Annotated in this window: 15 protein-coding genes; 8 read left to right on the top strand and 7 right to left on the bottom strand. The window is 62.0% G+C overall.

Annotated features, from left to right (window positions below):
- The first annotated feature begins 81 nt into the window (after positions 1-81).
- From BUS06_RS17575 to BUS06_RS17595, 5 genes are all read left to right on the top strand, one after another.
- A complete protein-coding gene (locus BUS06_RS17575; protein ID WP_074266165.1) occupies positions 82-1,278 on the top strand; it encodes an aminotransferase-like domain-containing protein in 1,197 nt (398 codons plus the stop codon).
- 94 nt (positions 1,279-1,372) lie between these two features.
- Positions 1,373-1,837: a RidA family protein gene (locus BUS06_RS17580; RefSeq protein WP_074265415.1), complete on the top strand. Its 465-nt coding sequence runs from the start codon at positions 1,373-1,375 to the stop codon at positions 1,835-1,837.
- 289 nt (positions 1,838-2,126) lie between these two features.
- Positions 2,127-3,011: a PhzF family phenazine biosynthesis protein gene (locus BUS06_RS17585; protein ID WP_074265416.1), complete on the top strand. Its 885-nt coding sequence runs from the start codon at positions 2,127-2,129 to the stop codon at positions 3,009-3,011.
- Positions 3,012-3,494: 483 nt separating this feature from the next.
- Entirely contained in the window at positions 3,495-5,864 is a 2,370-nt protein-coding gene (locus BUS06_RS17590; RefSeq protein ID WP_074265417.1) for a bifunctional diguanylate cyclase/phosphodiesterase, read from the top strand.
- A gap of 170 nt (positions 5,865-6,034) precedes the next feature.
- A complete protein-coding gene (locus BUS06_RS17595) occupies positions 6,035-7,243 on the top strand; it encodes a chromate transporter (protein WP_074265418.1) in 1,209 nt (402 codons plus the stop codon).
- Between the two features lie 31 nt (positions 7,244-7,274).
- Here the strand turns inward: BUS06_RS17595 and BUS06_RS17600 are convergent, their stop codons facing one another.
- Entirely contained in the window at positions 7,275-8,303 is a 1,029-nt protein-coding gene (locus BUS06_RS17600) for a histone deacetylase family protein (RefSeq protein WP_074265419.1), read from the bottom strand.
- Between the two features lie 17 nt (positions 8,304-8,320).
- Positions 8,321-9,631, bottom strand: coding sequence for an MFS transporter (locus tag BUS06_RS17605; protein WP_074265420.1), 1,311 nt, complete (start codon positions 9,629-9,631; stop codon positions 8,321-8,323).
- A 216-nt stretch (positions 9,632-9,847) separates the two neighbouring features.
- Here BUS06_RS17605 and BUS06_RS17610 point away from each other — a divergent pair, with 216 nt between their 5' ends.
- Positions 9,848-10,831, top strand: a complete 984-nt coding sequence (locus tag BUS06_RS17610) for a LysR family transcriptional regulator (protein ID WP_074265421.1) — start codon at positions 9,848-9,850, stop codon at positions 10,829-10,831.
- Between the two features lie 69 nt (positions 10,832-10,900).
- On the opposite strand, the gene BUS06_RS17615 is transcribed toward BUS06_RS17610, so the two are convergent.
- The 4 genes from BUS06_RS17615 to BUS06_RS17630 all read right to left on the bottom strand — a co-directional run bounded on the left by BUS06_RS17615 (position 10,901) and on the right by BUS06_RS17630 (position 18,227).
- Entirely contained in the window at positions 10,901-11,359 is a 459-nt protein-coding gene (locus tag BUS06_RS17615) for a CopD family protein (protein WP_074265422.1), read from the bottom strand.
- 276 nt (positions 11,360-11,635) lie between these two features.
- Positions 11,636-13,954 carry a DNA topoisomerase IV subunit A gene (parC, locus tag BUS06_RS17620; RefSeq protein WP_074265423.1) on the bottom strand — a complete coding sequence of 773 codons (2,319 nt, stop codon included), beginning with the start codon at positions 13,952-13,954 and terminating at the stop codon, positions 11,636-11,638.
- A gap of 67 nt (positions 13,955-14,021) precedes the next feature.
- Positions 14,022-16,007 carry a DNA topoisomerase IV subunit B gene (locus tag BUS06_RS17625; protein WP_074265424.1) on the bottom strand — a complete coding sequence of 662 codons (1,986 nt, stop codon included), beginning with the start codon at positions 16,005-16,007 and terminating at the stop codon, positions 14,022-14,024.
- Between the two features lie 288 nt (positions 16,008-16,295).
- Positions 16,296-18,227 (bottom strand): ATP-binding cassette domain-containing protein, encoded by a 1,932-nt coding sequence (locus BUS06_RS17630; RefSeq protein ID WP_074265425.1) that lies wholly within the window; start codon positions 18,225-18,227, stop codon positions 16,296-16,298.
- Positions 18,228-18,458: 231 nt separating this feature from the next.
- On the opposite strand from BUS06_RS17630, the gene BUS06_RS17635 reads away from it, so the two are divergent.
- A complete protein-coding gene (locus BUS06_RS17635) occupies positions 18,459-18,644 on the top strand; it encodes a rubredoxin (protein WP_074266166.1) in 186 nt (61 codons plus the stop codon).
- 534 nt (positions 18,645-19,178) lie between these two features.
- Here BUS06_RS17635 and BUS06_RS17640 read toward each other — a convergent pair.
- The gene (locus BUS06_RS17640; RefSeq protein ID WP_074265426.1) at positions 19,179-19,583 is read right to left on the bottom strand and encodes a hypothetical protein; all 405 of its coding nucleotides are present in this window, start codon (positions 19,581-19,583) and stop codon (positions 19,179-19,181) included.
- Positions 19,584-19,798: 215 nt separating this feature from the next.
- On the opposite strand from BUS06_RS17640, the gene BUS06_RS17645 reads away from it, so the two are divergent.
- The gene (locus tag BUS06_RS17645; protein ID WP_074265427.1) at positions 19,799-20,164 is read left to right on the top strand and encodes an ASCH domain-containing protein; all 366 of its coding nucleotides are present in this window, start codon (positions 19,799-19,801) and stop codon (positions 20,162-20,164) included.
- Positions 20,165-20,353 lie beyond the last annotated feature (189 nt).

Genomic DNA, 20,353 nt, shown 5'->3' on the forward strand with positions numbered 1-20,353 from the left:
CGACGCGCCCGTGGCAAGGCCACTCGCGCGATAATCGAAGCTTTTGACGAATCCGATCCAGCAACACCTGTCGAGGACAACATGGACCATAGCGACCTTCAAGCCCCCACGTGGCAACTTTCCGAACGCGCACGCAAGCTCACCAGCTCGGCGATTCGCGAAATCCTGAAGGTCACCGAACGGCCCGAAGTCATCTCGTTCGCGGGCGGCCTGCCGTCCCCGGCCACCTTCCCTGCAGAAAGAATGCGTGAGGCATCGGACCGGATCCTGCGCGATTCGCCCGCCGCGGCGCTGCAATACAGTGCAACCGAAGGCTACCTGCCGCTGCGCGAATGGATCGCCGCACGCCACTCGGTCAACGGCGCGCAAATCCGCGCCTCGCAGGTGCTCGTCACCACCGGTTCGCAGCAAGCGCTCGATCTGCTCGGCAAGGTGCTGGTTTGCCCAGACAGTCCGGTGCTGGTCGAAACACCGACGTATCTCGGCGCGTTGCAATCGTTTTCAATGTACGAGCCGCGCTACGTCCAGGTCGCGACTGACGACAACGGTTTGATCCCCTCGGCGCTCACGCCCGAGCTGACGGCCGGTGCACGCCTCCTGTACACGCAGCCGAATTTCCAGAATCCGACTGGCCGCCGTCTACCGCTCGAGCGCCGCCGCGCCCTCGCCGAACTGGCGCCGCGCGCGCCGTTCCCGATCATCGAGGACGATCCGTACGGCGCACTCGATTACGCTGGCGAACCGCTGCCCACCATGCTGTCGATGGCGCCGAACCATATCGTCCATCTCGGTTCGTTCTCCAAGGTGCTCGCCCCGGGCCTGCGCGTGGGCTACATCATTGCTCCCGAGGAACTGCACTTCAAGCTCGTCCAGGCCAAACAGGCCACCGACCTGCACACGCCGAGCTTCACGCAACGCATCGTGCATGAAGTGGTGAAGGACGGCTTTCTCGACACCCACGTGCCGACCATCCGCGCGCTGTATCGCGATCAGTGCGCGGCGATGCTGGCGGCACTCGAACGCTACATGCCAGAAGGCGTAAGCTGGAACCGGCCCGAAGGCGGCATGTTCGTGTGGGTGAAATTGCCCACGCAGATCGACAGCATGACGCTGCTCGAGGAAGCCGTTGCACAGAATGTCGCGTTCGTGCCGGGCGGTCCGTTCTATGCCGACGAGGCGCAGCACAACACGCTGCGTCTGTCGTTCGTCACCGTGCCGCCCGCCAGGATCGACGAAGGCGTAGGCCGTCTCGCAGCGCTGATCCGCGCGCGCGTTTGAACGGGTTCAAGCGGGCGTGAGCCGGGCAAGCGCCACGGCTGTCACCCGCTTACCACTCACCATTCACCCATTTACTCATTAGCAAGGACCTGCAATGACTCAAGCAAATGTGTACGACAAGCTGAAGGAACTGGGTATCGAACTGCCCACCGCCGGCGCCCCCGCAGCCGCCTACGTGATGAGCGCGCAGAGCGGCAACACGGTGTACCTGTCGGGCCACATTGCCAAGAAGGACGGCAAGGTGTGGGCCGGCAAGCTCGGTGACAGCCTGACCACGGAAGAAGGCAAGGTCGCCGCGCGCTCGATCGCCGTCGACCTGCTGGCCACACTGCATGCGCACGTGGGCGACCTGAATCGCGTCAAGCGGATCGTCAAGCTGATGAGCCTCGTGAACTCGACGCTCGATTTCACCGAGCAGCATCTCGTCACCAACGGTGCGTCCGAGCTGATCGCGGATGTGTTCGGCGAGCGCGGCAAGCATGCACGCTCGGCGTTCGGTGTGGCGCAGATTCCGTTGGGCGCCTGCGTCGAGATCGAGATGATCGCCGAAGTGGAGTAAAGCGGTCCGGCTACCGGAGCGTCCCACCACGCTCTGTCACGCGCCGTGAAGTGCTCGCGCACTTACGGCGCGTTTTCTTTTGTCGATTGCGCCGCGCGTATCGCTACCATCCATTTTCGCCAATTGACGCCGTTCAATATGCTTGTTCCGCCGCTAGTCAATCGAGCCAATAAAAACACGCAAAAAACTGCACAAAAATTCACGCGAAGCCGGTGGCTCGAAGGCTGATCCCACAGTAGAATCGATCGCTGCGTCAGCCAATTGCTCAATAAATCAAACGCCAGGCCAAATGTCCGCTCGCACTGTCCGCTTCAAGCAGGTTGATGTTTTCACTCCGGTGCCGTTCAAAGGTAATCCGCTTGCAGTCGTGTTCGAGGCCGACGACCTCGACGGCGCCCAGATGCAAGCCATCGCCCGCTGGACCAACCTGTCCGAGACCACGTTCCTCGTCAAGCCGACCCACCCGGATGCGGACTATCACGTACGCATCTTCACCGTCGAAGGCGAGTTGCCGTTCGCGGGCCATCCGACTATCGGCACTGCTCATGCCTTGCTCGAAAGCGGCTATCAGCCCAGGACGCCAGGCAAACTGTTTCAGCAATGCGGTGCCGGCCTCGTGGAACTGAACGCCCAAGCAGGCGGTGCATGGGCTTTCGTTGCGCCACCCGCGCGTGTCACGCCGTTGCCGACAGACTTGTACACAACCTTGACGGATGCGCTGCGTACCGATGCGATCGATTTCAGCGCGGCACCTTGTGGTATCGACAACGGTGCACCATGGCTCGTCGTGCGGGTGAATTCGGCCGCTGCCTGTCTCGCCATCAAGCCGGATGCCGCAGCACTCGAGCGCGTCGTCGAAGCGGTCGGCACCCATGGCGTTGCGGTCTACGGTCCACATGATCCTGACGGCCCCGCCACTTTCGAAGTGCGCTGCCTGATGGTGGGCGGCGGTCTCGGCACGGGTGAAGACCCGGTAACCGGCAGTGCGAACGCAGCAATCGCCGGACTATTGAGCGCGCAGCAACGACGGCCCGGGGCTTCCTACACAGTCCGCCAGGGCACCGTGCTGGGTCGCGCGGGCCAGGTGTCCGTGCGCTATGACGACGCTGCCGGCAAGACGTGGATCGGTGGACCAGCGGTCACGGTAGTCGACGGCACGTTCAGGTTGCCCTGACTCGTAGCGGCGCGCCGAAGGAACGCGAAAGCCTCGCGCATATTGCATGCAAAAAACACTTGAGCGGCGATCGCCCATTTGAGCCAAGCTTGTCCACAAAACGCCTCGTCAGGACAACTCCATGTCGTACGGCTGTAAGGATGGCGAGCACTTTGGGGTAGAGGTCAGTCTCGCCTCGACGAACCCTTCGAAAACGCTTACCCGGCGCGGCGCCTGCTACGGCCGCTGCACGCCCGTCAGAGGTTGTGTTCGTATGCCTGTCGAGGGCCGCGTATACCCGCAGCATGGCCCCTTCCTTAATCCATTGGCATTCAGTAATATCGAAACGTATTCAACGCCCTACGGACGATCTGGCAACACGCCACGCTCTTTCCTCCTGCGCAGTAGTCCCGGCACCTCGCTCACCATGCAGCCAATCTCGAAACCAGCGCAGTCGATGTATGCGAAGCCGCTGCGGAACGGCACACGGGCGCGGTCCTCCCGATGAGTCAGCCCCGCTTCTCAGCTGTGCGCGACGCGAGACACCGCCCCGATGCGGTCGCGCCGCGCCGGCGCGCGCTGCTCGCCATTCCTGCGCTCGGCGTGCTGGTGCTGGTGCTGTTATGGACTGTTATCTTCGCGCGCCTGTCGGTCGAAAAAGACGCCACCTCGCGTGAGGCGATGGCCTCTGCCGCGATCCTCTCGGCAGCGCTCGAACAGCATACGGTCAAGGCCATCCATCAGGTCGACCAGATCACGCGCTTCGTCAAATACGAGTTCGAGAAGACCCCGGATCGTTTCGATCTCGCCAGCACGGTTGAGAAAGGCGTCGTGCAGAGCGACACCCTGGTGCAGGTTTCGATCATCGACGAGCACGGTATTCTGGTTTCAAACACGACCGAACAGAATCCCAAGCAGATCGACCTGTCGGACCGCGATCACTTCAAGGTGCATGAGCACGAGAACGACGACAACCTCTACATCAGCAAGCCGGTGCTCGGCCGCGTGTCGGGACAGTGGACGCTGCAGATGACACGCCGGCTCAATCACCCGGACGGTTCTTTTGCCGGCGTCGTAGTGGTCTCCGAAGATCCGAGCTACTTTACGAGCGATTTCTACAACAATGCGGCGATCGGCCACGACGGTGTGATCGCTGTGGTCTCCGACAACGGCACGGTGCTCGCGCGCCGCACCGGCAACGCCGAAGCCGCCAATGGCAAGTTCTCCGCCAGCGGTTCGTATCCAACTTCCGAGCATGTGTCGGGCACCTATGTCGATTCGATCGACAACGTCACGCGCATCTTCTCGTACCGGCACATCGACGGTTATCCGCTCGGCGTGCTGGTGGGCCTCTCGCAAGCCGAAGAGTTCGCCGACTACAACCACACCCGCGACGTCTATCTGCTGATGGCGAGTTTCATTTCGCTCGCCATGCTCAGCTTCTTTGCGGTGGCCACCGGTTTGATCGGCAAGCTGCTCGGCCGGGAGCGCGAGATGACGCATCTGGTCGAATACGATCTGCTGACCGGCCTGCGCAACCGTTATGCGACGCTGCAGAGCTTGCGCCACGACGTCGCCAACCCGACGAACCTGGGCCGGCTCGCGATTCTCTTTATCGACCTCGACAACTTCAAGACCGTCAACGATACGCTCGGTCACAACGCCGGCGACATCGTGCTGCAGATGACCGCGTCGCGTCTGTCCGAAGCAGTCGGCGACGGCGGTGCGTTGAGCCGCATCGGCGGCGACGAGTTCGTGGTTGTGATCAAAGGCGATGACGTCGAAAAGCGCGCCGTCGATCTCGCGGAGGCCGCGGCCGAAGTCTTCGCCAAGCCGTTCGAAGTGCGCGGCAGCGCCTTCGTGCTGCATGCGAGCATCGGCATTGCGCTCTATTCGGTGCCGAACGAAAGCGAAATCGACCTGCTGAAAAAAGCCGACCTCGCGATGTACAGCGCGAAAGACGCCGGGAAGAATTGCTACCAGTTTTATTCGCCGCAACTGTCGCATCGTGCCGATCACCTGATGAAGTGGGAACAGCAACTGCGTGTGGCGCTCGCCGAAGGTCAGCTGTTCCTCGCATACCAGCCGAAGATCGACCTGACGCGGCGCTGCATCACTGGCTTCGAAGCGCTGGTGCGCTGGAACCATCCGCAGCATGGCCTGATTCCGGCCAATGAATTCATTCCCGTGGCGGAGTCGACCGGCCTGATCGTGCCGATCGGCGACTTCGTGATCGAGACCGCCTGCCGTCAACTGGCGCTGTGGCAACAGCAGGGGTATGACACGCTGTCGCTGGCGGTGAACATCTCGGCGGTGCAGTTCTGGCGCGGCGACCTCTATCAGACCATCTCACATGCGATCGAGGAAACGGGCATCTCCGCCCGCCGCCTCGAACTCGAGATTACCGAGACCGCGATGATGGAATATCCCGAACTGGTCTCGGAGAAAATCTTCGCGCTCAAGCGCCTCGGCGTGCGCATCGCGCTGGACGATTTCGGCACCGGCTATTCGTCGCTGTCGTATCTGAACCGCTTCTCCGTCGATACGCTGAAGGTCGATCGCTCGTTCGTGCAGGCCATTCCTGGCGACCGCAGCGTCTGCGTGATGGTGACGGCCATCGTCAACCTCGCGCGTTCGCTCGGGCTCACGGTGGTAGTGGAAGGCACTGAGACGGAAGAACAGATCGCCTGGCTTGCAGCGCTCGGTCATATCGAAGCGCAGGGCTTCCTGTTTTCACGGCCGGTTCCCGTCGACGCCATTCCGGCACTGCTCGATCGCTTTGGCGTCTGCGGCATGCCGGAGCGGCGCATTGCCCGCGAGCCGACTGCCGACAACGCCAGCACAACGTCGAGCACCAGCGGACTATCGGCTTAAGCTGCGGCGCGGCCCGACGCGCGCGACAGCCTTGCGGTGCACACATTCGCATTTACAGATATATTCAAGAGTACTGAAGCATTCCACGCGCCTTCCGGCCGAGGCTTGGCGCGCAACCTGTTCAGCCTTACTCAGACAGCATGTCCGGAATGTCCGGCGTGCGGACCGCCATGTACATGATCACGAGCCAGGACGCCATCGGACGCGCAGAGCGGGAACCGTTGTGGACGCTGTTCCGGGTCGTGTGCGGCCTGTCGGCGCTCTCTTGGGGTGGGCTCGCGCTGATGGCGCAACTCGAGAACCACTATGTCGAGCGCGAAGGCCGTCTGTCGCGGGTGGCGTTCTCCGATCTGATCGCGCTGGCATGGATGGTGCCCGGTCCAGTGGGCTGCAACGTCGCCGTGCAGGTAGGTCACGCGTTACGCGGACGAGCGGGCGCATGGGTCGCAGGCATCGCCAGCGTGCTGCCCTTCTTCATGCTGATGACACTCTTCGCGATTTTCTACCGTACGCCGTTCGTACGGGCCGTCGCATCGCAGACCCTTCTCAATCACTTTAGCGTCGTACTGGGCACGCTGATCGCGGTGACCTGGTACAAGCAGACGCGCGCGCTCGTGCGCGGCAAGGTGGCGTGGATCGCGGCGCTACTCGGCTGGGTCATACTCTTCTATGCACGCAGCCCGGCCGCTTACGTTGCGATGCTCGGCGTGGCATTCGCGGTGGGCTGGTTCAACAGTCCCGAGCGCGAAGCGAGGCTCAATATCTCGATTGCGCGCAGCGACCTGCAACTGATGGCTGCCCTGTGCGTACTGCTGGCTCTGTTTGCCGTTCCACTCCCGCATCGCTACGAACTCGCGCTGCTGTGGCCGCGGCTTGCAGGCGCGGGCATGACGCTATTCGGCGGTGGCTTCTCTGCGCTGCCGGTGTTGAAGGCGCTCTTTGTCACGCCAGGCATAGGCGTATCGGATAACGATTTCACGCTGGCCTTCTCGCTCTCGCCGATGTCGCCCGGACCGTTGCTGAACGTGGTGCCGTTCTTCGGCTACCTCGTCGATGGCTGGCCTGGCGCGTTGATCGCCACGCTCGCACTGTTCGTGCCGTCAGGCTGCCTCGTCGTGCTGGCGCAACGCAACCTGCATCAATTGAAGGCCAATCCGCGCTTCGAGCACGGCATGCGGATTCTGCGCGCGGTGACCACGGCCTTTCTCGCGGTCGCCGTATTGCGGATTGCACAGCGCGTGCCGTTGCAGCCACAGTACGTGGTGACCGCGCTGTTCTCGTGCATGTGCTTTGCCAAGCTCAAGGTGCCGGTCTATATCGTGTACGGTACGGTGGCTGGTGCGTGCGGGCTGTGGCTCGCTTATGCGGCGATCGCGTAGGCCGGCGTCTCTCGACGCCGCACCCTTGCGCTCAGCGCGAGCGCGCCGCGGCAAATCCGCCAAAGAACGCCCGCGCATTCGACTCGAGACTCTCGAGGTGATATCCCCCTTCCTGAACGATCACCGAAGGCAACGCCAGCGCGCCGATGGCCGCGCCAAGACGACCGAAACCTTCGGTCGTCACGTCCACATGCGATTGCGGATCGTCCTTGTAGATATCGAAGCCCAGCGCCAGCACCAACGCATCCGGCTCGAAACGCTTGATCACACGTAGCGCGTCGTCGACGCGTTCAAAAAACACATCCTCGGATGAACCGTGCGGCATCGGGAAATTGACGTTAAACCCGTCTCCTGCGCCCGTGCCACGCTCGTCCTCGTAGCCGGTCACAACCGGATAGAAGTTGGTGGGGTCCCCGTGAATCGATACGTAGAGCACGTCGTCGCGGCCGTAAAAGATTTCCTGCACGCCCTGGCCGTGGTGCATGTCGGTGTCGAGAATCGCGACGCGCCCGTACTGCTTGCGCAATGCCTGCGCCGCGATGGCCGCATTGTTCAGATAGCAGAAGCCGCCGGCCGCGTCCCGCCGCGCGTGATGACCAGGCGGGCGGCACAGCGCGTACGTCTCACGCACGCCGCTGTTGACCGCCGTAGCCGCGGCGAGCGCGCTTTGTGCCGACCAGTAAGCAGCGCGCCACGTGTGTTCGCCGATCGGGCAACTGCCGTCGGCCTGATAGCGCCCTGCCCGAGCGAGAATGCCGCGCAGCGGATTCGGCTCGCGCACATAGATGTTCGACATGACCTCGTCGCCCCAGTCGTCGGACATTTGCATCCATTCGGTGTGCGCCTCTTCGAGGAAACGCAGGTAGTGGATGTCATGCACCGCGGCGATGGCATCGAGGCCGCCGTCGACCGGCTCATGGATCTCAAAGCCCAACGACTTCACGGCCGCAACGAGGTGCGCGGCACGCTCGGGCACTTCCTGCGCCGGCCGCATCTGCCCGCGCGAAAAGTAGCTGCGTGGATGATGCCGCAGTTGTTCGGGATGGAAGAAAGTTTGCATGGTGTTTACCAAAAGAATCAGCTGGCGCGCAAAGCTTCAGCCGAATCGGCGCGCTGCGAACGACGCGCGTCCAGTGCAACGATGCACAACAGCGAGATAGCTGCGAGACAAGTGTAGAACACAGCAAGCGGCCACCATTGGCCGATGAAGCGATGCGCCAGATAAGTGCCGATCAACGGCGTCAGACCGCCCGCCACGGCGCCGCACACCTGATACGAGAGGGAGATGGCGGAATAACGCACGCGCGTTGGAAACACCCCGCTGACAAAGCCTGCGATCACCGAATAGAAGCTCGACATGCAGACTACTGCAATCGCAATGCCGATCACCATCGGTACGACACTGCCGCTTTGCACGAGCACGAACATCGGATAAGGTGAGAGCATCGCAGCGAGCGCCGCGAACTTGAGGAAACGCGCGCTGCCGATACGCTCGGCAAGCCACGCGGCGACCGGTTGCGCGCACAACTGGATAATCGCGACGGCAAACAGGCAATCGAGAATCAGGGAGCGTGTCACTCCGACATACTGCGTCGTATAAGCGATCATGAACGTGTTGGTGAAATACACGCCTGCAATGCCGATCGTGTTTGCGCCGATACACAGCAGCACGAGCCGCCACGCCGAGCTGAACACCTCGGCGACGGGCAGCTTGACGGTCTTGTTCGCTTCCTTCACCTGAGCGAACTCCGGCGACTCGTTGACGCCAAGGCGAATCAGGATGCCGACCACCAGCAGCACCGAGCTCGCCAGAAACGGCAAACGCCAGCCCCACGACATGAAGTCGGCCTTATCGAGCGAAGTCACCGCACGAAACGCCACCAGCGACAGGATCAACCCTGCCGGGCTGCCAAGCTGCGCGAACGACGCGAAGAACGTGCGACGCCCCTGCGGGGCGTGTTCGCCCGCCATCAGCACCGCCCCACCCCACTCGCCGCCCACGGCAAGACCCTGCACCACGCGCAGCAACACCAGCAGCACGGGAGCCAGCACGCCCACCTTCGAGAAGTCAGGCAGCAGGCCGACGCAGACCGTGGCGATACCCATCATCATCAGCGTAGTCATCAGGGCTTTCTTGCGGCCGAAACGATCGCCCACGTGGCCGAAGATCAGGCCGCCGATCGGGCGCGCGAAGAAGCCCACCGCGAACGTAGCGAACGACGCCATGGTGCTGACAAACGGATCCTGCGATGGAAAATACAGCGCGCCAAACACCAGCGCGGCGGCGGTAGCGTAGATGTAGAAGTCGTACCACTCGATCATGGTGCCGATAAACGCGGCGGTCGCCGCGCGTGCCGGTTGACGGGCGGGGATTGCAGGCTGGTTCATGAGCGCTCCTTGGCTGGTTCGCCGCCCCTCTGCGGGAGCGTGCGACTGACATGCCTGTCGATTGTGGCGATTGTGGCGCCGCCGGGTCGCGCGCGCCGCGCACACTTTTAAAGGTGTACAGATCGTTTATCGGCAGCCATAAAACATTAGTCAAATTTCGAGTTATTATTCTTGATATAAATCTGGCTAATACTTCAACTGCTTAGCAGGGCCATCATGCGCGCCGAAATTGCCTCTTTTCTCAATGACCGGCTCGACTGGAACCTGCTGCGCACCTACCTCGTGATCATGCAGGAGCGCAGCTTGAGCCGTGCGGCGGCGCGGTTGCATGTCACGCAACCGGCTGTCAGCCAGGCGCTCAAGCGCCTCGAAGACACGCTGGAACGCAAGCTGATCGAACGACGCGGCCCACACTTCGTGCCCACCCAGGCGGGCGAAGAGGTCTACCGGATCGCGAGCGATATCTACGGCAACATTTCCCGGCTGGAAACCGAACTCGACGATCGCACCGCAGACATTACCGGCGCGATCCGCCTGTTGAGCGTGAGCCGGATCGATTCGCCGGTCTACGACGAATTTCTCGCCGAATTTCATCGCACCTATCCGCGCATCGATCTGCAGATCGAAGTGATGCGTTCGTCGGACATCATCTCGTCGCTACTGCAAAAGACGGCGACCGCAGGGCTCAGCCTGTGCCGCACGCCGGTCGACAAACTGGAAATGCGCTGTTTTCTGCGGCAACGCTATGCGATTTTCTGCGGACGGCACCACCGCCTGTTCGGCAAGTCGCAACTGACGATGGACGACCTGCTGGCGGAGAACTTTGTCTCGTTCACGAGCGACCAGATCGGCGACAGCCTCTCGCCGCTCACGGTGTTTCGCGATCAGAAGGGCTTCACAGGACGCATCGTGGCGTCGTCACCGAGTCTCGACGAAGTCCGGCGGCTGATTTTCGCAGGCTATGGCGTCGGCTGCCTGCCAGAGCACATCGTGCGGGACGATCTTGCGCAGCAGCGGCTCTGGCGCTTGCCACCGGACGAGGGACTCGCCGATGTCGACGTCCATCTGCTTTGGCATCGCGACCGTAAGATGAATGCAGCGGATCATGCGTTTCTCGACAGCATGGAGCGGTGTATGCAGCGCTACTCGCTGGCGGAGCGGCTCGTGGGGCCGGCGAGTCAGACCGTGGCGCGGATATGAATTGGAATTGAAAAAGGCCGCCTGGCAGCGGCCTTTCGTCTAAACGTAATGCGGTGCGCGACGCTTCGCCTACACGGCACCGGACAACACTGAAACACCGATCGTCACGACGCCCAGCACCAGATTGACGACCACCAGACGCCGCACCGTTCCGACTGCCCTCGCACCATCTGGCCAATTTTGCGCCTGCACCGCGCGACGGATACGCGGAAACACGGCAAAGCGGATATGCCCGAAGATCAGCATCATCACGATGCCGAGACCCGCCATGGCATGCAGTTGCCACGACGCATGAGCGCCGCCGAACTGCGTCAGCATGAAGCCGCCCGACAGCAAGATGATGATTACCGAAGCGGCGACCCAGTTGAAGAAGCGCCCGAACACCGATTCCCACAGCGGCAGGCGCAGTTGCGGCGAGAGATCGGCGAGAGCCGGGCGCAGGCAAAAGTGTGCGAAGACCATACCGCCGACCCACACGGCCACACCCAGCAAATGCAAAAAGAGCGCGAGCTCGACGGCTTTGGTCATGTTGTTTTCCTCTCTCTCGATGATGGGCGTACCGCTTGTGGGCGGACAGGCTGGAGCCTTACGACGCTGTCCACAGCCTTGTCCGACGCGGCTAATGACCGCATTCGACCTCACGCTGTGCGCGCAGTTCCGCAGTCATCGCTTTTCGCCTTTGTTTTATTTGTTGTGCCGACGCGCCGCGTAGCGCGCCGATCCCCGATTTTTGCTCACTGCCTGCCGCGTGCGTGGCCCGTGATTGAAGACTACGCACGCGGTTGCGGCGACACTACGGCTTCTTTAAGCCTTCAGCGCAGGCCGCATGCCCAACAGCTTCAGCTTGCTGTCCGGCGCGCGGCCCTTGCGAGCGCGTTTGCCGATATGCGGTGTGAGCGCCGCGCCGCTCAGCGTTTCTTCATACGCTTTACCACCGCGGCCCGTGCCGAGCAGCACGACGCCGGCCTTGCCGATGGCAAGCGCCTGCGTGAGCGTCTCCTTCTCGTCGAGCGCCATCAGCGTGACGCCGCGGCCACCGCCCGACAGCGTCTTCATCTCCTCGAGGCCGAACACCAGCAAACGGCCACCGCCCGACAGACACGCGACGTGCGTTGCATCCGGGAGCATAGGCATCGGCACGAGCGGCGCCGCGCCCTCGTCGATAGTCATGAAGGACTTGCCGGCCTTCACGCGGCTCACCATGTCGCCGACCTTGGCAATGAAGCCGAAGCCATTGCTCGATGCCAGCAGCAACGCCTGATCCGCGGGCGCCGCGTAGTAGTGCATCAGATGACTACCCGACTCGAGTTCGATCAACGAGGTGACCGGCACGCCATCGCCGCGGCCGCCCGGCAGCAGCGCCACCGCGACCGAATAGACGCGCCCGTTGCTGCCCCATGCGATCAACGTATCGGGCGTGCGGCACTGGAACGCCGCATAGAGCGCGTCGCCGGCCTTGAAGGTGAAGCCGGCCGGATCCAGCCCGTGACCCTTTAGCGCCCTCACCCAGCCTCGCTGCGACATCACCACCGTCACAGGTTCATCCACAACGCGGGCTTCGAAGGTCGCGCGCTTTTCCTGCTGGATCAGCGTGCGGCGCTCGTCGCCGTATTGCTTCGCGTCACCCTCGATTTCCTTGATGAGCAGGCGCTTCATCGCCGATTCGCTGCCGAGCAGTTCTTCAAGCTTGGCCTTCTCGTCGCGCAACTCGGACAGTTCCTTCTCGATCTTGATCTTTTCCAGCCGCGCCAACTGGCGCAGACGGATTTCAAGGATGTCTTCGGCTTGCCGGTCGGACAGCCCGAATGCCTTGATCAGCGCCGGCTTCGGTTCGTCCGACTCGCGAATGATGCGGATGACTTCGTCGATATTCAAAAAGACGATCATCCGGCCTTCGAGGATGTGAATCCGGTCGTCGACCTTGCTCAAACGATGGCGCGTGCGGCGCGTAACGGTGGCAAAGCGGAAGCCGATCCACTCCTGCAGGATTTCGGAAATGCCCTTCTGACGCGGCCGGCCATCCGAGCCGACCATCACCAGATTCAGCGAAGCGTTCGATTCCAGGCTCGTATGGGCGAGCAAAGAATTGACGAACTCGGTCTGATCGATGCGGCTCGACTTCGGCTCGAACACGAGACGCACGGGCGCGTCCTTGCCCGATTCGTCGCGCACGGCGTCGAGCAGCGCGAGCATGGTCTGCTTGGTCTGCAACTGCTCGGGCGTGAGCGTCTTCTTGCCGAGCTTGATCTTGGGATTGGTCTGCTCCTCGATTTCTTCGAGCACTTTCTGCGTAGCCGTGTTCGGCGGCAGTTCGGTGATCACGAGTTGCCACTGACCGCGTGCGAGCTCTTCGATCTTCCAGCGCGCACGCACCTTCAGACTGCCGCGCCCCGCCTCATACGCCGCCGAGATTTCGGCTTCGCTGGAAATGAGCTGACCACCGCCGGGGAAGTCCGGCCCGGGAATGTGCTGCATCAATTCCGCGTGCGAGAGCTTCGGATTGCGGATCATCGCGACTGCTGCAGCGGCCACTTCACGCAGATTGTGCGACGGGATCTCTGTGGCCAGACCTACCGCGATGCCCGAGGCGCCATTGAGCAGCACGAACGGCAGACGTCCGGGCAAGAGGCGCGGCTCGTCGAATTCGCCGTCGTAGTTCTTCATGAAATCGACGGTGCCCTGGTCGATTTCATCGAGCAGCAGCTTGGCGATCGGGGTCAAGCGCGCTTCTGTGTATCGCATTGCCGCCGCGCCGTCGCCATCGCGCGAGCCGAAATTGCCCTGGCCGTCGATCAGCGGATAGCGCATCGAGAAGTCTTGCGCGAGACGCACCAGTGCGTCGTACGCCGACTGGTCGCCGTGCGGGTGATATTTGCCGAGCACGTCGCCGACCACGCGCGCCGATTTGACCGGCTTCGCGTTATCGGAGAGGCCCATCTCGTTCATCGAGAACAGGATGCGCCGCTGCACCGGCTTCTGGCCGTCGCAAACGTCGGGCAGCGCACGGCCCTTGACGACGCTCACAGCGTAGTCGAGGTACGCGCGCTCAGCGTAGTTGCCGAGCGTAAGGGAGTCGCCAGGCGCCGGCGCCACCGTAAAGAGATCAGGCGTGTTGTCGTCCATCTAGATTCCGTATCCGTATGTAGCGTGAAGTTTCGCTGCGCGAGCAAGCCTGCGTCAGGCGCTCAGCTCAGATATCCGCTTCGACTTCGTTACCCTTTTCTTCGAGCCAGCTGCGCCGCGACGCCGCTTCGCCCTTGCCCATCAGCATCGTCATGCGGGCGACGGTGCTGTCGTAGTCGAGCTCGCCCAACGCGACCGGTGACAGACGCCGCGTGTCCGGGTTCATCGTGGTGTCCCACAACTGCTCCGCGCTCATTTCACCCAAGCCTTTGAAGCGGCTGATGGACCACTGCGTTTCGCGCACGCCGTCCTTGCGCAGCTTGTCGAGGATCGCTTCGAGCTCGCCTTCGTCAAGCGCGTACAGCTTCTGCGCGGGCTTCTTGCCGCGTGCAGGTGCATCGACGCGGAACAGCGGCGGACGCGCCACACACACGTGACCGCGTTCGATCAGTTGCGGGAAGTGCTTGAAGAACAACGTCAGCAGCAATACCTGGATGTGCGAACCGTCCACGTCCGCGTCGGACAGAATGCAGATCTTGCCGTAGCGCAGATTGGACAGATCGATGTGGTCGTCGGGGCTGTGCGGATCAACGCCGATGGCCACCGAAATGTCGTGCACCTCGTTATTGGCAAAGAGGCGATCGCGCTCGGTTTCCCATGTGTTCAGCACTTTGCCGCGCAAAGGGAGGATGGCCTGATATTCCTTGTCTCGCCCCATCTTGGCAGACCCGCCGGCCGAATCGCCTTCGACGAGGAACAGTTCGTTGCGCGAGATATCCGTGGATTCGCAATCGGTCAGCTTGCCCGGCAGCACGGCCACGCCCGAGCTTTTGCGTTTCTCGACCTTCTGGCCGGCACGCGTGCGGGCTTGCGCCTGCTTGATGACGAGATCCGCGAGTTTTTTGCCATGCTCGACATGCTGATTCAGCCACAATTCAAGCGCAGGACGCGAGAACGACGACACCAGTTTCACCGCGTCGCGGCTGTTCAAACGCTCTTTGATCTGCCCTTGGAACTGCGGATCGAGCACCTTCGCGGACAGCACAAACGACACGCGCGCGAACACGTCTTCCGCGAGCAACTTGACACCCTTCGGCTGCAGATTGTGCAGTTCGACGAAGCTCTTGACCGCCTGGAACAGACCGTCACGCAGCCCCGATTCGTGCGTGCCGCCTGCGGGTGTCGGAATCAGGTTGACGTAGGACTCGCGCGTGAGCGTGCCTTCTTCGCTCCAGGCTACCACCCAGGCCGCGCCCTCGCCTTCCGCAAAGGTTTCTTCGTTCGAGCGCGAACTCTCGGCGTACCGTTCGCCTTCGAAGAGCGGAATCAGCAGGTCGCTACCGTTCATGCCTTCGAGCAGATAGCCGCGCAGACCGTCTTCATACTTCCAGGTTTGGCGCTCGCCGGTTTTCTCGTTGACGAGCGTGACCTCGACGCCCGGCAACAACACCGCTTTCGAGCGCAGCAGACGCTGCAGTTCGCTGAGCGGCAGGTTCGGCGAGTCGAAGTACTTCGGATTGGCCCATGCGGTGACGCGTGTGCCGGATTTCTTCTCGCCTTTGGCGGCCGGCCGGACAGTTAGTTGCCTGGCCACATCGCCGTTGGCAAAGCCCAGTTCGGCGACCTTGCCGTCGCGCCAGACGGTAACGTCGAGGCGCGTGGACAGGGCGTTGGTGACCGAGACGCCCACCCCGTGCAGACCGCCCGAGAACGTGTAGGCGCCGCCCGCGGCCTTGTCGAACTTGCCGCCTGCGTGCAGGCGCGTGAAGACGATTTCGACGACCGGCACGCCTTCTTCCGGGTGCATGCCGAAGGGGATGCCGCGGCCGTCGTCGTCGACGGACACCGACTGGTCCGCGTGCAGCGTGACCGTGATCTGGCGGCCGTAGCCGCCGAGGGCTTCGTCCGATGCGTTGTCGATGACTTCCTGAATGATGTGCAGCGGATTTTCGGTGCGGGTGTACATGCCGGGTCGTTGCTTGACCGGCTCGAGGCCCTTCAACACCTTGATCGACGCTTCGCTATACGCGGCGTTTGGCTTTTTCGTAGACATGGTTGACTCGGGTCCGTCGGTTCATCGTTGTCCACAGGTCCTGTGGACAGGTCCGTGGACAATGCGTTGAGTTTTCAAAAAAAGCGAAACGAAACAACGGGGTGGGTGGGGTGCCCGCACGGCGGGCAAACTGTTTTATCGCCTGACTCTCTCCGGCGCCGCACTAACGCGGCGCGGCCGGCGCGAGCGCCCGGAGGAAGCCTGTTCGCGGGGTATTTTACTGATTTCGATACGGGGAGCAATTTGCCGGATGGTTGATTGGCCGTTTGGGTGGGGGGTGCCGACCGATCACTTCCGCCGGCTCTCCAGCTCCTCCCACCGCTCCATCGCCGCCAGCAGCTCATCGTCGATCGCCGCATAGCGCGCCGTCAGCCTCGTACCTTCCGCCGCATCCTTCGCGAAGATCGAACCGTCTTCGAGCTGTCCACCAATCGTCTTCTGCTCAGCCTCAAGTGCGGCGATCTGCGCCGGCAACGCCTCGAGCTCGCGCTGCTCCTTGAACGACAGCTTGGCGGCACGCTGCTGCGTGTTGCGGCTCGCGGGCGCCCCGCCGTCCTTCGAGGTCGCTTCCCTGGCGGTTTCCTTTTGCGCTTCCTGCGCCATCTGCTGCGAGCGGTCGCGCTGGATCTGCCAGTCCGTAAAGCCGCCGACATACTCGCGCCACTTGCCCGCCCCTTCCGAGGCGATCACCGAGGTCGCGACGTTGTCCAGGAACGCGCGATCATGGCTGACCAGCAGCACGGTGCCGTCGTATTCCGTGAGCAGTTCTTCGAGCAGTTCGAGGGTGGGAATATCGAGGTCGTTGGTCGGTTCGTCGAGCACCAGCACGTTGGCCGGCCGCGCGAACAGACGCGCCAGCAGCAGACGGTTACGCTCACCGCCCGACAGCGACTTGACCGGCGAACGAGCGCGTTCCGGCGCGAACAGGAAGTCGCCGAGATAGCTCATCACGTGCTTTTTCTGGCCGTTGACTTCAACCCACTCGCTACCCGGACTGATAGTGTCCGAAAGACTCTTGTCCAGATCGAGTTGCGCGCGCATCTGGTCGAAATAGGCGACTTGCAGATTGGTGCCCACGCGCACCGTGCCTTCGTCCGCCGGCAACTCGCCGAGGATCAGCTTCAGCAGCGTGGTTTTACCCGCGCCATTCGGGCCGACGAAGCCGATCTTGTCGCCGCGCATGACTGTGGCCGTGAAATTGTCCACTACCGTGCGCGAACCATAGCGCTTGGTCACATCGGTCAGTTCGGCGACGATCTTGCCGGACCTCTCGCCCTGACCCACGTCCAGCTTGACGTTGCCCTGCACGTTACGGCGCTCCGCGCGATCCTTGCGCATCTGCTCGAGCCGGGCAATCCGGCCCACGCTACGCGTACGGCGCGCTTCGACGCCCTTACGGATCCACACTTCTTCCTGCGCGAGCAGCTTGTCGAACTTGGCCGCTTCCACCTGCTCGATTTCAAGCTGCTGCGCCTTGCGCGTCTGGTAAGCGGTGAAATTGCCCGGATACGACAGCAGACGACCGCGATCCAGTTCGACGATGCGCGTAGCGACCCGGTCGAGAAACGCGCGATCGTGGGTAATGAACAGCAGGCCGGCCCGCAGCGAAACCAGCAGTTCTTCGAGCCAGCGAATGCCTTCGAAGTCGAGGTGGTTGGTCGGTTCGTCCAGCAGCAGCACGTCCGGCTGCACGACCAGCGCCCGAGCCAGCGCCACGCGCTTTTGCATGCCGCCCGACAGCGAGCCGACCCGCGCCTCTCCGTTCAAACCGATCTGCTGCAGCGTGGTGGACACGCGCGTACTCCAGTTCCAGGCGTCGGCATGGTCCAGCGCCGACTGCAGTGTGTTCATGCGCGACATGAGCGAGTCGTGCTCCTGGCCTTCGGGCTCGTCGGCGAGCTGGTTGGCGACCGCGTCGTATTCATCCAGCAGCGTGCGGGCATGAGTAAGACCGGCGGCGACCGCGTCGAACACCGTGTCGTCCGTATCGAACTCCGGCTCCTGCGGCACGTAGACCGAAGTCAGGCCCTGCTGGCGCGTGACGAGGCCGTCATCCGGCTTGCTCAGATCTGCGACGATCTTCAGCAACGACGACTTGCCCGCCCCGTTGCGACCGATCAGCCCGACGCGTTCGCCCGCTTCAAGAGAGAAATCCGCGTGATCGAGCAACGCGACGTGACCGAACGCCAGCTGCGCCCCGGTAATGGTGTAAAGCGACATGGAGATTTGGCAGAAGACAGCAATGAGCAGGAACCGCTCATTGTACCGGTCGCGCAGGCGGATGCCCGGATGCCGGAAGACATAGGCGTTCTTACAGCACCGCGGCGGCGGTTCGACGCGGCGATTCAAATCAGCGCTTTGTCAAATTCCGGTAATATTGCGCGTCGCCGCGCGCCCCAAAAAGGGGCAGAGTGCGCGGACCGTTGCATTGAACTGAAGAAAGAGTGTGTCGTGAGCGAAGTTATTGTTGAGTACAAAAGCTGGGTCTGCCTGATTTGCGGCTGGATCTATAACGAGGAAGAAGGTCTGCCGGAGGACGGTATCGCCGCGGGCACGCGCTTCGCCGATATCCCCGAGGATTGGCGCTGCCCGCTGTGCGATGTGGGTAAGGCGGAGTTTGCGGTTGTGGAGTTTTGAGGTGGCCATATTGCTGTAGGTGCGCGGCTTGACCGCTGATGCGCCCGGCGATATGGACGGCCCGGCCGGGTTGGTACCCGCCGGGCTGTTTTGTTTCGTGGGGCGATAGTTCGGAACGAATGCCGGCGCCATTCGCAGGCGCAGATGGCTTTGCTATACTCTGGCCCCTGCGGCGCAATTCATCCAGACGCGTGCCGGCGGGTCATCGATGCCTGACAACGCCCGCTATGCCGACGTTAGAATTGAACGCGTTCCGCGCTACGGCGGGTCAACTTAGGAACGTAGCGGTTTGGCGGAACAGATGCGCTCGCGGTGCCTCTCCCCGTAGTTCAGGGGGTGGAATGATAGGCGCAAGGCTTGTTAGATAAGACCTCGGTCTATCGCTATAGCAGATCTGTAGCACCCCAAAATCCCCGATCGCATCACTGAATTTTCACTACGTCCAACATTGCGGGCTCATCCGGCAGCGGTCGGCCAGGAAGGGACACCCGGCGCCGCCGCCTACATCTTCAACAATCGATGGTGAAGACGTGATTACGTCAGTCGTTCGAACCCGTGCTTGACCCGCGATGGAACCGCCCTTGCCGCGACCGGTGCGAGACCAAGCACAATCACGAGGAATCCGACCTGGGCTAAATAGAATGGCGCGAGCCATTGATCGTTCGCCGCGACATAGTACGTGTTATGTATTACATCGCTAACGATGATCGCAACAGTTAGCCAGATTCCCGCCCTCGGTTTAACGAACAACAGCACGGCGGCGAGAGGATCAAGAATAGTCAGCACAGCCCAATAGAGCCTGCTGGTAAGGGCAATTTTGCTTCCGTAGCCATAGTCCCAGAGCACACCGTGCTGCAGAATGGCGCGGGCATGATTGAAGGTTGCAACAAGAAGGCATACTGCGAAGAGAGTGCGGATGAAAATCGATGCACGGAGCATTCTGACTCTTATAGAGAGGGTTGGCGCTTAGCTTAACAGACCGAAATCGGTCGCCGTTATCACTGCTGGAGGCGGTTCCGCGTCGTCTTATGCAGGACGCATTGCCCAGCAGTCGGCCAGTAGGGGACCTTCGACAAGATCGCGGGAATCCGCAACAATCTCTTCTAAACCGTCATTCGACTTCCGCTGGTTCCTTGTTTCAAAGGTTACATGCAATGCCACATCACGCGCTGTCGATTGTGAAGCCCGCCGTCGATGACATATTGGAGGGAAGGAAGCTTGTAGAAATTCGCTCTTGGGCTCCTCCCGCGCTCCCCCTGATTGACCTCGTACTGGTGCAAAACGATGTTTTCTTGCGGCAGGACGGGCAGGAAGACCCCAAAGGCGTCGCTCTCGCATTGGTCGACGTTGTTGCGACGCACGATTGGACGCCAGAAGAGGCTCTATCGCAAGGCAAGCAATGGTGTGCGGGCTATATTTGCTGGGAGTTGCGGAATGTGCGAACGATTGATCCGGCTGTTCAATGCGTCGCAAAGCGAGGGATTTACGCGTTGGAGTTAATTGCCACCCCAGAAGCATAGGTCCGCCGCCCGCTATGCAGCAGAAATGATGCATCGCTTCGCACCGTGATTCCGTCGTCGGACGTGGTTCGGCCATGAGCCGCCGGTCGACGACGGCAGTTCAATCGCCGACAATTTGCAACGATAGCCACGCAATGCGCTCACGAAATATGTGAGGACCGCCGCTGTCGCCGCTGTCGCCGCGCTCGC

The sequence above is a fragment of the Paraburkholderia phenazinium genome, from assembly GCF_900141745.1.
GTDB lineage: Bacteria > Pseudomonadota > Gammaproteobacteria > Burkholderiales > Burkholderiaceae > Paraburkholderia > Paraburkholderia phenazinium_B.

What these genes read in the sequence shown, in the direction of transcription:
- BUS06_RS17605 (WP_074265420.1), bottom strand. Translation starts at nt 9,631, where the DNA reads ATGAACCAGCCTGCAATCCCCGCCCGTCAACCGGCACGCGCGGCGACC.
- BUS06_RS17630 (WP_074265425.1), bottom strand. Translation starts at nt 18,227, where the DNA reads ATGTCGCTTTACACCATTACCGGGGCGCAGCTGGCGTTCGGTCACGTC.
- BUS06_RS17575 (WP_074266165.1), top strand. Translation starts at nt 82, where the DNA reads ATGGACCATAGCGACCTTCAAGCCCCCACGTGGCAACTTTCCGAACGC.
- BUS06_RS17645 (WP_074265427.1), top strand. Translation starts at nt 19,799, where the DNA reads ATGCCACATCACGCGCTGTCGATTGTGAAGCCCGCCGTCGATGACATA.
- BUS06_RS17615 (WP_074265422.1), bottom strand. Translation starts at nt 11,359, where the DNA reads ATGACCAAAGCCGTCGAGCTCGCGCTCTTTTTGCATTTGCTGGGTGTG.
- BUS06_RS17590 (WP_074265417.1), top strand. Translation starts at nt 3,495, where the DNA reads ATGAGTCAGCCCCGCTTCTCAGCTGTGCGCGACGCGAGACACCGCCCC.
- BUS06_RS17640 (WP_074265426.1), bottom strand. Translation starts at nt 19,583, where the DNA reads ATGCTCCGTGCATCGATTTTCATCCGCACTCTCTTCGCAGTATGCCTT.
- BUS06_RS17580 (WP_074265415.1), top strand. Translation starts at nt 1,373, where the DNA reads ATGACTCAAGCAAATGTGTACGACAAGCTGAAGGAACTGGGTATCGAA.
- BUS06_RS17600 (WP_074265419.1), bottom strand. Translation starts at nt 8,303, where the DNA reads ATGCAAACTTTCTTCCATCCCGAACAACTGCGGCATCATCCACGCAGC.
- BUS06_RS17595 (WP_074265418.1), top strand. Translation starts at nt 6,035, where the DNA reads ATGTACATGATCACGAGCCAGGACGCCATCGGACGCGCAGAGCGGGAA.
- parC (WP_074265423.1), bottom strand. Translation starts at nt 13,954, where the DNA reads ATGGACGACAACACGCCTGATCTCTTTACGGTGGCGCCGGCGCCTGGC.
- BUS06_RS17610 (WP_074265421.1), top strand. Translation starts at nt 9,848, where the DNA reads ATGCGCGCCGAAATTGCCTCTTTTCTCAATGACCGGCTCGACTGGAAC.
- BUS06_RS17625 (WP_074265424.1), bottom strand. Translation starts at nt 16,007, where the DNA reads ATGTCTACGAAAAAGCCAAACGCCGCGTATAGCGAAGCGTCGATCAAG.
- BUS06_RS17585 (WP_074265416.1), top strand. Translation starts at nt 2,127, where the DNA reads ATGTCCGCTCGCACTGTCCGCTTCAAGCAGGTTGATGTTTTCACTCCG.